Here is a 13,244-nt window from a genome sequence, read left to right as displayed (position 1 = left end):
TCTATCGGGTCAGCGTCAGGGAGATGGACGTCTGGTACGTGTCGCTGAACGGGTCGTCGTCCGAGTCCGCGTCCGTCGCGATCGCCCAGATGATGAAGCCCAGGACCACCGCGCCGATCACGATCCCGATGCTCCCGAGGATGATCCCCGCCAGCGCCATCCCGCCGTTGTTCGCCTCGCCCCGGTTGGCCCGCTTGCGGCCGAGGATTCCGAAGATCAGCGCGAGGATGCCCAGGATGATCCCGATCCCCCAGGCGCAGAAGATCACCACGGAGATGATGCCGAGCACCATCCCCGCGATGCCGAAGCCGTTCATCGGCGCCTGCTGCATCGTGTTCCAGCCGCCCTGGCCCGCGTATCCCGGGTATCCGGGATAGCCGGAGCCCGGGTAGGCGCCCGGGGCCTGGGGTGCGCTCGGGTACGACGGGTATCCGTAGCCGGCGGGCGACTGCGGCTGCCCGGGTCCGTTGGGACCCGTCGGCGGCGGCGGTACGGCGCCGGGCTGCGGTTGCCCCGGGCCCTGTCCGGGGCCGGGACCCTGCGGGCCCTGCCCCGCCTCGGGCACTCCCGGCATCGCCGAGACCGTCTGCTGGTCGTGCACGGGACTGCCCGTGGGCGCCTGCGGCTTCTCCAGCGGAACCTTCCGCTCCGGAGGAGCCCAGGGGTCCCTGGGGGGATCCTGATCCCCCGGTGGCTGCTGCGCATTGTCTGACATGGGCCTCCCCCATCCTCGGATCGACATGCTAGGTCCTGCGGTCGCAGGCCGAGCCCCCGCCTACGATGATCCCCGAACACCAGCACCCACCGCATCCCGGAGGACCCGATGACCGACCACGACCTGCACCCTTTCATCGCAGGCCTGCCCAAGGCAGAGCTGCATGTGCATCACGTCGGGTCGGCCTCCCCCCGCATCGTTGCCGAGCTGGCCGCGCGCCACCCCGACTCCCAGGTCCCCACCGACCCCGAGGCGCTCGCCGACTACTTCACGTTCACCGACTTCGCGCACTTCATCCAGGTCTATCTCTCCGTCGTGGACCTGGTCCGCACCCCCGAGGACGTCCGGCTGCTGACCTTCGAGGTCGCCCGCGACATGGCCCGCCAGAACATCCGGTACGCGGAGCTCACCATCACCCCGTACTCCTCGACCCGCCGCGGCATCCCCGAGAAGGCCTTCATGGAGGCGATCGAGGACGCCCGCAAGGCGGCCGAGGACGAACTGGGCGTCATCCTGCGCTGGTGCTTCGACATCCCCGGCGAGGCAGGCATCGTCTCCGCCGAGGAGACGGCCCGTATGGCTGTCGAGCTGCACCCCGAGGGCCTGGTCTCCTTCGGGCTCGGCGGGCCCGAGATCGGCGTACCGCGCCCGCAGTTCAAGCCGTACTTCGACCGCGCGATCGCCGCCGGACTGCACTCCGTGCCGCACGCGGGCGAGGCGACGGGCCCCGAGACGATCTGGGACGCGCTCACCCACCTCGGCGCCGAGCGCATCGGCCACGGCACCAGCGCCGTCCAGGACCCCAAGCTCCTGGCGCACCTCGCCGAGAACCGCATCGCGCTGGAGGTATGCCCGACCTCCAACATCGCGACCCGCGTGGTCGAGACCCTCGACGAGCACCCGCTCAAGCAGATGGTCGACGCCGGCGTACTGGTCACCATCAACAGCGACGACCCGCCCATGTTCGGCACCGACCTCAACAACGAGTACCTGGTCGCCGCCCGCCTCCTCGGCCTCGACGAGCAGGGCCTGGCCGCGCTGGCGAAGAACGCCGTCGAGGCGTCCTTCCTCGACGAGGCGGGCAAGGCGAAGCTGGCCGCGGAGATCGACACGTACACCGCGAACTGGCTCGCCAAGTAAGACAGACCCGCACAATGGGCGCATGCGCACCGTCACTGCCGTAGGCCACCGCGGCGACCCGTACCGCGTCCGTGAGAACACCCTCCCCTCCCTGCGTTCGGCGCTGGGGAGGGGAGCGGGCGCGGTCGAGATCGACGTCCGCCTCACCCGTGACGGCGTCCCCGTCCTGCTCCACGACGAGACCCTTCAACGCCTCTGGGGCCACGACCGTCCGCTCGGCCGGCTCTCCGCCGCCGAGGTGCGCGGGCTGACGGGCGGCGGCGTCCCCACCTTCGAGGAGGCCCTGGCCGCCACGGACGGCCACCGCCTCATGATCGACCTCCCCGGTGCGGACGCGAAGGCGGTACGCGCCGTGGTCGGCGCCGTCCACGAGCACGGCGCGGCGGAGCGCGCGTACTACTGCGCGGGTGCGGCGACGATGCTGATGGTCCGCGCCGCCGACCCCGCCGCCGAGATCGCCATGACCTGGACGACCGTCGCCCCGCCGCGCCCCGCACTCGTGGACGCGGTGAAGCCGCGCTGGCTCAACTACCGCTTCGGACTGGTCACTTCGGACCTCTGCGACCGCGTCCACCACGACGGGCTGCTGGTCTCGGCGTGGACCGCCGACACGAAGCGGACGATGCGCCGGCTGATCGAGCGCGGCGTCGACTCGATCACCAGCAACCGCGTCGACGTACTGGCACCCCTGACCCAACTGCCCCGCGAACCCTAGGGGTTGCCCCCGGTGATCATCCGGGCCGGGGCCGACCCCACGGATGATCCGCAAGCGCTCCGGCCTCAGCAGGATGGCTCATGTCCGCACCACAGCCGTCCACCTCCGGAGTGAGTCACCGATGAACGCCCGCACCCGCAATGTCCTGCTCGCCGCCACCGTCGTCCTCGGCCTGGCGGCCGGCACGGCCGCGCCCGCCCTCGCCGACTCCCCCGCAGCGGTCTCCGCGCAGCACACCGCTCCGGACGCGGCGGCCCTGCGCGCGGCGATCGCCGGGCTCCCGAGCGCGGACGCGACGGCCGCGCTCGTACGGATCGGAGGCAGAGACGGGAGCTGGCGCGGGAGTTCAGGCGTACACGACCTCGCCTCCGGGAAGCCCGCCGACCCGAACGGGCGCTTCCGCGCCGGCTCCGTCACCAAGGTCTTCACCGCCGCCGTGGTCCTCCAGCTCGCCTCCGAGCACCGGCTCTCCCTGGACCGCCCGGTCCGCGACTACCTCCCGGACCTGATCCCGGCGGCGTACAAGCACGTCACCGTACGGCAGTTGCTCAACCACACCAGCGGTCTGCCGTCGTCCGGCGGCGTGGACGGCACGCCCGAGGAGGTGTACCAGCACCGCTTCGACGTCTACTCGCCGCAGCAGCAGGTGACCTCCGCGACGTCCCAGAAGCCGCTCTTCAGGCCCGGCACCCAGCAGAGTTACGACAACATCGGCTACACCGTGGCGGGCCTGCTCATCGAGCGGATCACCCACGACTCGTACGAGAACCAGGTCACCCGCCGCATCATCAACCCCCTCGGCCTGCACGGCACTTCGCTCCCCGGCGCCGACACCGGCATCAGCGGCCCGCACAACCACGGCTACCAGGCGTACGAGCACGCCGACGGCACGACCGAGCTGCGTGATGTGACGGTCTGGGGTCAGACGGGGTCCTGGGCCGCGGGCGACCTCATCTCCACCACCGCCGATCTGGAGCACTTCACCAAGGCCCTGTTCCGCGGGCAGGTGGTGCGCGGGCCGGTGCTGGAGGAGATGTTCACGCTGCCGAAGCTGAAGAAGGGCACGGCCGAGTACAGCGCCGGGCTCTCCGCGCTGAACCTCGGCGGGCGCCAGGTCTGGGGCAAGACGGGCAGCCGCTACGGCTATCTCGCGGCGATCGCGGCGACCCGCGACCTCTCGACGACCCTCGTCTACAGCGTGAACGGGACGGACGCGAAGGGCGACGGCATGAACGCGACCGCCATGAAGATCGTGGTGGCCGCCTTCGGAGCCCCGGACCCCTCCTGACATGCTGCGTTCATGGACACACGATCGACTTTCCTGGAGCGCACGTTCGGCCTCGACGGCCGTACGGCACTGATCACCGGCGGGAGCTCGGGCATCGGCCTGGGCATCGCACGGGCGCTGGCGGGGGCCGGCGCCCGGGTGGTCCTCCTGGCCCGCAACGAGGACCGGCTCCGGGCGGCCGCGGACGAGCTGAAGCCCGCCGACGTCTCCTGGATCACCGCCGACCTCGGCTCGCGCACCGAACTCCACGCCGCCGCCGACGAGATGGAGTCGCGCTTCGGCGCCCCCGACATCCTCGTCACCTCGGCGGGCATCAACCCCCGGCCGCCGCTCGACGACCTCGGCGAGGACGTCTGGGACGCCACCCTGGAGGTCAACCTCACCGCCCCGTTCCTCCTGGGCCAGCGGTTCGGTCCGGCCATGGCGGCGCGCGGCTGGGGCCGGATCATCCACCTGGCCTCGCAGCAGTCGATCCGCGCCTTCGGCAACAGTGGCGCGTACGGCGTCTCCAAGGCGGCGATCTGCGCGCTGACCCGCTCCCAGGCGGAGGCCTGGTCGCGGCACGGCGTCTGCGTCAACGCGATCGGCCCCGGCTTCGTCCACACCCCGCTCACGGAGCCGGTCTTCTCCGACCCGGACCGCCCGAAGGCCCTGGCGGCCCGCACGATGACCGGCCGCAACGGCGAGCCCGAGGACTTCGGCGGAGCGGCGGTGTTCCTGGCGAGCGACGCCGCCTGCTACGTCACCGGGCAGACGCTCTTCGCGGACGGCGGGTTCTCCGTCACCTGAGCCCCCCGATCACGCGGCCCGCTCCAGGGCCGCGTGATCGACGGCGTGCGCCAGCGGCAGCCCCGCCGCGAGGCGCTCCGCCTCCGCGGCCACGGCCAGGCCGAGTCGGGCGATCTCATTGCCCTGCGAGCCCGCGACATGAGGGGTGAGGTAGATGTCGGGGAGGTCGTAGAGCGGGGACAGGGCGGGCAGCGGTTCGGGGTCGGTGACGTCGAGAATCGCGCGGACACGGCCCGTCCGCGCCTCGTCGGCCAGCGCCTCGGTGTCGACGAGACTGCCGCGTGCGGTGTTGATCAGGACCGCCCCGTCGGGCATCAGCGCCAGCTCCCGGCGGCCGATCAGCCGGTGGGTCTCCGGGGTCTCCGGGGCGTGCACGGTGACGATGTCACTGGTGGCGAGCAGCCCGTCCGCCCCGTACAGACCGCGCAGTCGTACGCCGAGCGCCGCGGCCTGCGCCTCGTCCACGTACGGATCGGTGAGCGAGACCTCGAAGTCGAAGGGGCGCAGGAGCTCGATGACGCGGCGGCCGATGCGCGAGGCGCCGACGATGCCGATGCGACGGCCGAAGTTGCCGATGGAGGGGACGATCCCGCCGAGTTCGAACGTGCGGGCCGTGCGGTAGCTCTCGCGCTGGGCGAAGAGGTCCTTCCCCGCGAGGAGAATCATGCCGAGGGTGTACTCGGCGACCGGCAGCGCATTGGCCGCCGCGGCCGAGGAGACCAGCAGCCCGCGCCGCCAACAGGCCTCGGTGATCAGGGTCTTGACCGATCCTGCCGCATGCAGCACCGCGCGGAGCCGGGGCGCTGCGGCGAGTACGGAGTCGTCGAGCGGCGGGCAGCCCCAGCCGGTGACGAGGATCTCGGTGCGGGCCAGCTCCTCGCGCACCCGGGGGTCCGTGAAGTTCTCCGCCAGCAGACCGGGGTCGATGTCGACGGCCGTACGCAGCCTGGCCATCACCGGGGGCGGGAAGGCGTACGGCAGGGTGGCGGCGCCCATGGCGAACAGCGCTTTCGGGCGGTCGCCGGACTGGGGATCGGACAAGGGAGGGGCCTTCCGGGTCGGCTCGCACAGCAGGTATAGAAACCGGTTCCTACGCTAGAACCCCTCACCCGGCGCGGTCAACGAACGGGAGAGGGGCGATAGTTGCGGCTGCGGACACGCTTCCGGGAGGTCCTGACCGCACTGCTCTTCCACCCGGCTGCAGGGCACTGCTAGCCTCCCGTTTCGGGAACCGGTTGCTGCGCCTTGTGGCACCGCCCGTGGGGTGGAAGGATCAGCGCGGATGACCAGGAAGACCGCCGACGTTCAGGGCCGGCACACGATCCGCGACGTCGCAGCCCGCGCCGGGGTGTCCGCGTCCACCGTGTCGCGGGTGCTCGGCGGCGAGTACCCGGTGAGCGCGGCGACCCGCTCCCGCGTCATGCGGGCGGTGGACGCCCTCGACTACGTGGCGGACGCGCGCGCGAAGGCGGTGGCGGGCGCGGGCACTCCGACGCTGGCCTTCGTCCTCGACGACATCACCGGGCCCTCGTTCGCGCAGATGGCACAGGGTGTGGAGCGCGAGGCCCGCAAGATGGGCCACCTCTGCCTGGTGTGCAGCACCGACGGGGATGCCGACGAGCAGCTCGCCTTCACGGAGATGATGCGCGCCCAGCGGGCCGCGGCCGTGATCCTGGTAGGCGGCGCGCACTCCACCCCGAGCTACGAGGAGCGCACGGCCCGCACCGCGCACGCCCTGCACTCCTCCGGCTCCCGGCTCGTACTGTGCGGGCGCCCCCCGCTGGCGGAGAAGGTGCCCGCGACCGTCATCGAGTACGACAACGAGGGCGGCGCCCACGCCCTGTGCGCGTACCTCCTCGGCCAGGGCCACCGCCGCATCCTGCTCCTCGGCGGCGCCCCCGACAACACCACCCTGCAGGGCCGCGAGCGCGGCTACACCTCCGCGCACCGGGCCGTGGGCATCGAGCCCGACCCGGCACTGCGGCTGCCCGGCGACTTCACCCGCGACAGCGGCCACCGGCTGATGCGCCAAGCCATCGAGCGCGGGCTGGAGTTCAGCGCGGTGTTCGCGACGACGGACATGGTGGCGGCGGGCGCGCTCACCGCGCTGCACGAGGCGGGGCTCTCGGTCCCCGGTGACGTGTCGCTCGCCGGGTACGACGACATCGCCTTCACCCGCGATCTGCACCCGCCGCTGACCACGGTGCACGTCCCGTACGAGGAGCTGGGCCGCCTCGCCGTCCGGACAGCCCTGAACCGGGATGCGGACGGCGGGGCGGAGCATCTGCTGCTCGGCACGCATGTGGTCGTACGGGAGTCCACGGCGCGCTTCACCGGGTGAGACGACCGGCTACTTCGCGTACATCAGCGTGCCGAAGCCGAGCTGGTCGTAACCACCGCTGGTGGAGCCGTAGTTGCCGCCGCCGCCCTCGGGGGCGAGCGAGTAGTACATCTGCGAGATGTACTTGTCGTCCAGGTTCAGCCGCCGGTTGTAGTGGAAGTGCAGCAGCGCCCAGACCGGGCGCACCTGGCCGCGCGAGGCGGACGAGATGACGGTCTGCTCGCTGTAGGCGCAGTTCTGTCCGGTGCCCCAGCTGTAGGTGGTGTAGGGGACGTCGTTTCCGAGGTTGTACTTGGCGACGTACTGGGCGGCCTTCATGACGCGGCGGTCGTCGTAGGAGTAGAGGTCGTCGCCCTGGTTCCAGGCCATCTCGCAGATCGCGCCGATCTGGCCCATGCCCATCATGGTGTGGCCCTGGTCGCGGCCCGACTCCTGCCACTGGCCGAGTGCGTAGCCGTCGTCGTCGTCGGTGTAGAGGAAGGGGACGGCCTTGGCCAGCGCGCCGTTGCCCGCACCGGACTTGAAGTAGGTGACGGCCTGGTCGTACTTGGCGCTGTCCTCGCAGAGGATGCCGATGGCCATGATCGACGCCATGTTGCACAGGTCCCAGTTGGCCCAGTAGTTGGTGATGCAGGCGTCGTTGTGGCCGGTGAGGAACTGGTTGTTGAGCGGGTAGAAGACGTTGGTCATCATCGTCTGGAAGGCGGCGAGGTCGAAGCCGTCGTAGTCGCGCATCAGCTCGGCGGCGTTGGCGAACTCCCAGCCGTAGATGCCTGCGGCGAGGAAACGGTCGGCGTTGCCGGTGACCGAAGTCAGCGTCGAGGACCAGGCGTTGAGGATCGTGGCGGCGCACTGGGCGTTGGCCTCGGTGCCCGCGACCTTCCAGCGCAGCGCGTTCTGGTACGCGGCGGCGATGTCGTTGTAGAGCGAGGCGTAGTTCTCTCCGGTGCCACCGCGGATCACGGTCTCCTTGGGGCTGGGGGTCCAGGTGGACGCGGAGTGCGCGTTGGCGGTGAGGACGTTCCAGCCGGACAGCCAGGGCTCGGTGCCCGCGGCGACGCGCACCTTCGCCCGGTTGATGTCGCCCGCGTTGTGCAGCATGCCGGGGTGGGTCCAGGTGGTGGGTGCCGCGTCGGCGGTGGCGGAGGTCAGCGCGGTGGTGGCCGAGCCCGCCGCGAGTGCGGCGGTGAGACCGCCGGCGGTCTTCAGCAGACCGCGGCGGCTCAGCACGGTTTTGCGGTGGGTGGGGTGGGGGGACGGTTGATTCATGGACCGGGCTCCTTCGGTGGGGGGATTACGGGAGCGGGGTGACGGTCACCTCGCCGAACACGGTGGTGGCGAGGGTCAGGGGGCTGCGGGAGCAGACCACCAGGCCCACGTCGTAGGGGGCGTCTCCGAAGCCGGGGATCTCACCTGCGGCGACCTGGGTCCAGGTGGCGCCGTCGTCGGCGGAGACGTACGCGGTGAAGGCCGCCCCGGTGCGCCGCAGCCGCAGGAGGCAGGGGGCCGCTACCGTGGCGCTGCCCGTGAAGGCGGATGCACCCGCGACTTTGGTACGCAGCATGAGCTGAGCGGCGGTTCCGCCCGCGACGATGACGCCGGCCGCCTGGTCGAACGGGGACAGGGACTTGGCCATCAGCAGGCCGACCCGGTCGGCGGGTGCGCCGGTACGGGAGACGAGGCGGGCGGTGAGCTCGCAGTCGCCGGTGACGGGGCGGCGTACGAACTGCCCTGTCATCGCCTGGCCGTTGGTGTTCAGATCGACGCCCGCCCCGCGCACGGTGAACGTGCCGTTCTCGTACGAGGTCGATCCCGGCGTCCGTATCGCGACGACGCCGAGCGTGCCGAGCGTCCGCTCGTCGGCGGCCGGGTCGCCGAGGTCGCCGTACGTCCAGGGGGCGGGTGGCGGCGCACCAACGGTGAGGGCGAGCGCGCCGGTGGCGTCACCGGCCGCGTTGCCGGCCGTGGTGGTGACGGGGAAGGTTCCGGTCTCGGCGGGTGTCCCGGAGATCAGTCCGGTGCGCCGGTTCAACCGCAGACCGCGCGGCAGGCCGCTCGCGGTGAAGCGTACGGGCTCGTGGGAGGCGCGCAGCTGATGGCGGAAGGCGTCGCCGGTGTTCGCGTACGCGGTGCCGTGCGAGGTGAGGAGGGGTGCGGCGGGCGTCGGCATGGGCGCGGCCGCGGACCGTGAACGCGGGCCGCTGCCAACGGTGTTGGTCTTCGCGACGGTGTAGTGGTACGTCTCCCCGGGGGTCCCGGTGGCGTCCGCGTACCGCAGCCGCGTACCGAGGCCGACCGGGCCGATTCCGGTGGCGAGCGTGCGGTACGGGCCGTCCGGGCGGGTGGCGCGGAGCAGGGTGTAGCGGGCGGAGGGGTCGGGGTCGGTCCAGGCCAGTTCGACGGCGTCGGCGCCGGTGACGGCGGTCAGATCGGAGGCGGTACGGAAGGGGCGGCCCGCGCTCCAGCCGGTGACGATGACATTGTCGAAGGCGGCCGTGCCCGTCTCCGCGTAGGCCTGATCGACGCCCAGGCAGGAGGTGAAGGCGAGTCCCGCGTACACCGAGCGGCCCAACTCGACCTCGGTGGAGCCCACTTGGGTCCAGTACACGCCGTCCGGCGAGATCTCCCCGGTGAACCGGGATCCCTTGCGGGTGACGCGCACCCAGTACGGGGCGCGCAGCCGGTAGCCGTCGCCCGCGCCTTCGACGTACGGCGCGCTCAGCGGGGTCGCCGAGCCGGGAAGCGTACCGAGGTCGGAGATCGGGAACGAGGCGGCGGTGGTGATCGCCTGCTGCTGCGCGGGCGGTACGGGTGTGGAACCACTGCCCGTGGTCGCCGCCGACGGAGCGGAACGCACCGTCCACACTCCGCTCCAGGTGTGCAGCGGCAGCCCCTGGATCAGCATCGAGGCGTGCGGGGCGCCGGCCGCGAGGGAGCCGCGGATCATGACTCCGGCCTTGGAGTACTGGGAGCTGAGCGGCTGGACGAGGCGAGCGGTGACGGTGCCGTCGCCGTGCAACGGCAGATGGACGAAGCGGAAGGCGTCGGAGGTGGACCCGATGTCCGCGCCACCCGCCTCCAGGACGAACCGCTCCCCGTCGAAGAGGGCCGCGCCCTCGCGGCGCACGTCGCCGACGTTGTGCGATTCCCAGCGCCCGGGGAGACCCGCACCGGCACTGATGACGGCCGAACTCGGGCTCTGCGAGAGGGAGTTCACCGCCGAGACCGTGTAGTGGTACGTGCGGCCCGCGCGCACCGAGCGGTCGGCGTACGAGGTCCCCTCGACGCCCGACTCCAGCCGCTCGTACGGCCCTTGGGGGTCGGATGCGCGCCACACCGTGTACGTGTCCGCCCAGGCAGTCGGCAGCCAGGACACGGTGACCGCGTCGCGGGTGCCGGTGGCCGAGAGCCCGGCGGGGGCGGTGGGGGCGGCCGGGGCGCGGACGGCGCCCGCGTAGGCCAGCGTCCCGAAGGAGGGCAGGTCGTCGTTGCTGCCCTCGACGGCACGGGCGCCGTCCGCGCCCCGGAAGAGGAGCTGCCGGGTGGCGGGGGCTTCGAGTCCGCGGACTCCGGCGTAGTGCGCGTAGGCCATCTCGTAGACCGGCGGTATGGAGCCGCGCGAGGTCGCGGAGACGGCGGTCTTGATGTACTTGCCGGTGCGGTCGAGGTCGGGGACGAAGGGGACGTCGCCGCCGAGGTTGTAGCGGGCGGCGTACTCGACGTTGGCGAGGATCCTGTTGTCCAGGTGGCCGTAGAGGTCGACCCCCTGGGCCCAGGCGACCTGGGCGGCGTCGGTGAGCAGGCCGACGGCGAGCTGTTCGTGGCCCTGGTCGCGGCCCGACTCCTGGCCCTGACCTGCGTCGGTGACGATGCGGTGGGGCACGCTGCCGTCGCCCGCTCCGGCGGCGGCGTAGCGCAGGGCGTCCTCGAAGAGGGTGCGCTGTTCGCAGAAGACGCCGATGGCCAGGACGGTCTGGACGGCGGTGAGGTCCCAGTTGCCGTTGGCGTAGAGCATGTAGCCGGAGACGGCCGGGTACCAGACGCGCAGGAACGACTCCTCGCAGCGCGCGACGTCGGCGTCCGCCCAGCCGTCGTAGCCGGTGTGGCGCAGGAGTTCGGCGGCGTTGACGAACTTGAACGCCTGGAGTCCCGCGCCGAGCGGGCCGTCGGCGCCGGTGATCGCGGTGAGCGAGGCGGACCAGGCGTTGAGGAGGTCGCGGGCTTTGTCGGCGTGGGCGCGCTCGCCGGTGATGCACCACATGAGGGCGTTCTGGTACGCGGCGGCCGAGTCGGCGACGGCCTGGGACATGAAGTTGGAGGGGCCGCGGCCCCAGGAGGTGATCTGCCCGGTGTTCTGCACGGGGTACGCCGCCGAGGAGCGGGCGTGGGCGGCGAGCGCGAGGTAGCCGTCGTACACCGGGGACTCCTGCGCGGCGACGGCGGTCCTCATCCGGGCGAGGTCGGCGGCGGTGTGCAGGAGGCCGGGGTGGGAGAAGGTGAACTCGCCCTCGGAGTCGGCCTGTTGGGCGGCCCGCGCCGCGGGCACGAACAGGCTGTTCGTGCCCGCGGCGAGCAGCAGCGCCGTGGAGGACTGGAGCAGGGCGCGGCGGCCGAGGGGCGGTGTCACAGTGCGGCCGCCTCGGCGGTGGTGAGGAACTTCAGGTGGGTGACGTGCTCGTTGGCGTACCACTGGACGGTGTCGGTCGTGTAGTACCAGGTGGGCTTCTTCATCGTGTCGGCGACGACCGTGCCGTTGATGACGAGGTTCTCGAAGGTGACGCCGTCGATGGCGTGGTCGGCGTCGTAGCCGAGGAACAGCGACGGCTGGGCGTGGGTGCCGGTGTAGCTGAGGTTCTTGACGTAGACGTCGCTGATGCCGCGCCCGACCGAGGTGTTGTACTTCGTGTTGTACATGACCTTCATGTAGATGACCTGGCCCCAGCGGAAGTCCTCGATCCGGATGTCCTCGATCCGGACGGTCTTGAGGAGGTTGGAGTCGCCGACGTTCAGGGCGATGCAGCCCTGGTAGTTCAGCTGCGGCTCGCGGTGGTCGAGGATGTCGAGGTTCTGGATGACGAGGTTCTCGATCGTCTCGGGGTTGTCGCTGTTGCCGTGCGTGCCCACGTTGATGGGGTGCGCGACGTCCGCCCACAGGGTGCAGTTCTTGATGGTGATGTCGCGGGTGTCGCCGTAGTAGTCCCAGCGGTGGCAGTAGATGGCGAAGCAGTCGTCGGAGTTGCGCATGAAGCAGCCGTCGAAGGTGATGTCGGTGGAGGAGAAGACGTCGAAGCCGTCGCCGTTGCCCTTCGAGCTGAAGGAGCGGGCCTTGGTGACGTGGACGTTCTCGCTCATCCCGAACGTGCCCGCGTATCCGTTCGGGTTCATGATGATGACGTCGCGTACGCGGATGTTCTTGCTGCCCTCGCAGAGGATTCCGCCGGGTCCTGCGTTGAGCATGCCGTGGCCGGTCAGGGCCGCCTTTTCGACGTTCTTGAAGAAGACCTGCGCTTTGAGGACCGCGCCGCCCGCGAGATGGACGGTCTTGCCGCTGGGGACGGTGAGGACGTTGCCGGGGACGGTGTGCTCGCCGGGGCCGAAGTAGATGACGTCGGGGTCGTCGGCGGCCGGCGGGTGCGGGTCGACCCGGTTGGTGATGATGTGCAGGCAGTCGAAGACCAGGTCGTTGACCTGGACGACAATGTCCTTCGGCGTCTCGAGGGTGAACCGCATGGTGTCGCCGAGGAGTTCGGGCGTGATGCCCAGCGCGTCGGGGCGTACGCGGGCCTTGGTGGTGCCGCCGGGAACGTAGATGATCTCCAGCTCGACGGGGCCGCGGAAGTCGAAGTACACCATCGATGAGTTGTAGACCTTGCCGGAGCCCGTGTCGGCGTTGATCTCCTCCAGCTGGGGCCGCCAGATGTCGAGGGTCTGCCACTCGCCGTCGGGCACGGAGCGGACGCGCACCTTGAAGCTGGTGTTGGTCGGCATGGTGGAGGGGCGGGGGTAGGTGACCAGCTTCGGTACGGGGGTGTGATGGCCGCCGGCCGGCTCGGCGGCGGCGGTACGTGCGGTGAGTCCCGACAGGCCCGCGGCGAGGACGGTCGCGCCTGCGGCCTGGAGGGTTCTACGGCGGGTGGGGTTCTGGGGCACGCTCATGGAAGGCTCCTTGCGAGGGCGAGGGCAGCAACCGGTTGTCGGGCAATGCGGCAGAGCATCTTCCTGTTCCGTCGCACGCGTCAAGAGATCGGACAGCATT

The 13,244-nt window shown here is 71.1% G+C and carries 10 protein-coding genes; 5 read left to right on the top strand and 5 right to left on the bottom strand.

What is annotated here, in order from left to right; all coding sequences use genetic code 11:
* Window position 1: 1 nt before the first annotated feature.
* Entirely contained in the window at window positions 2-715 is a 714-nt protein-coding gene (locus tag OG707_RS29485; protein WP_329123576.1) for a DUF4190 domain-containing protein, read from the bottom strand.
* 108 nt (window positions 716-823) lie between these two features.
* Here OG707_RS29485 and OG707_RS29480 point away from each other — a divergent pair, with 108 nt between their 5' ends.
* The 4 genes from OG707_RS29480 to OG707_RS29465 all read left to right on the top strand — a co-directional run bounded on the left by OG707_RS29480 (window position 824) and on the right by OG707_RS29465 (window position 4,647).
* Window positions 824-1,855, top strand: coding sequence for an adenosine deaminase (locus OG707_RS29480; RefSeq protein WP_329123574.1), 1,032 nt, complete (start codon window positions 824-826; stop codon window positions 1,853-1,855).
* Window positions 1,856-1,877: 22 nt separating this feature from the next.
* Window positions 1,878-2,570, top strand: a complete 693-nt coding sequence (locus tag OG707_RS29475) for a glycerophosphodiester phosphodiesterase (RefSeq protein WP_329123573.1) — start codon at window positions 1,878-1,880, stop codon at window positions 2,568-2,570.
* 121 nt (window positions 2,571-2,691) lie between these two features.
* Window positions 2,692-3,858, top strand: a complete 1,167-nt coding sequence (locus OG707_RS29470; protein ID WP_329123570.1) for a serine hydrolase domain-containing protein — start codon at window positions 2,692-2,694, stop codon at window positions 3,856-3,858.
* 12 nt (window positions 3,859-3,870) lie between these two features.
* The gene (locus OG707_RS29465) at window positions 3,871-4,647 is read left to right on the top strand and encodes an SDR family NAD(P)-dependent oxidoreductase (RefSeq protein WP_329123568.1); all 777 of its coding nucleotides are present in this window, start codon (window positions 3,871-3,873) and stop codon (window positions 4,645-4,647) included.
* A 9-nt stretch (window positions 4,648-4,656) separates the two neighbouring features.
* Here OG707_RS29465 and OG707_RS29460 read toward each other — a convergent pair whose 3' ends face one another.
* Window positions 4,657-5,643: a hydroxyacid dehydrogenase gene (locus OG707_RS29460; protein WP_329128039.1), complete on the bottom strand. Its 987-nt coding sequence runs from the start codon at window positions 5,641-5,643 to the stop codon at window positions 4,657-4,659.
* 286 nt (window positions 5,644-5,929) lie between these two features.
* Here OG707_RS29460 and OG707_RS29455 point away from each other — a divergent pair, with 286 nt between their 5' ends.
* On the top strand, window positions 5,930-6,988 hold the full coding sequence (locus tag OG707_RS29455; RefSeq protein ID WP_329123566.1) for a LacI family DNA-binding transcriptional regulator: 1,059 nt from the start codon (window positions 5,930-5,932) through the stop codon (window positions 6,986-6,988).
* A 9-nt stretch (window positions 6,989-6,997) separates the two neighbouring features.
* Here OG707_RS29455 and OG707_RS29450 read toward each other — a convergent pair whose 3' ends face one another.
* The 3 genes from OG707_RS29450 to OG707_RS29440 are packed head-to-tail and all read right to left on the bottom strand — an operon-like array spanning window position 6,998 to window position 13,144.
* The gene (locus tag OG707_RS29450; RefSeq protein WP_329123564.1) at window positions 6,998-8,257 is read right to left on the bottom strand and encodes an alginate lyase family protein; all 1,260 of its coding nucleotides are present in this window, start codon (window positions 8,255-8,257) and stop codon (window positions 6,998-7,000) included.
* Between the two features lie 25 nt (window positions 8,258-8,282).
* The gene (locus tag OG707_RS29445; RefSeq protein ID WP_329123562.1) at window positions 8,283-11,615 is read right to left on the bottom strand and encodes an alginate lyase family protein; all 3,333 of its coding nucleotides are present in this window, start codon (window positions 11,613-11,615) and stop codon (window positions 8,283-8,285) included.
* Window positions 11,612-13,144 (bottom strand): glycosyl hydrolase family 28 protein, encoded by a 1,533-nt coding sequence (locus tag OG707_RS29440; protein ID WP_329123561.1) that lies wholly within the window; start codon window positions 13,142-13,144, stop codon window positions 11,612-11,614. Before OG707_RS29440 ends, OG707_RS29445 begins: the two co-directional genes overlap by 4 nt.
* Window positions 13,145-13,244: the final 100 nt, after the last annotated feature.

Source organism: Streptomyces sp. NBC_01465, from assembly GCF_036227325.1.
In the GTDB taxonomy this organism is placed as follows: domain Bacteria; phylum Actinomycetota; class Actinomycetes; order Streptomycetales; family Streptomycetaceae; genus Streptomyces.
This window is presented reverse-complemented; position numbering and strand designations above follow the sequence as displayed.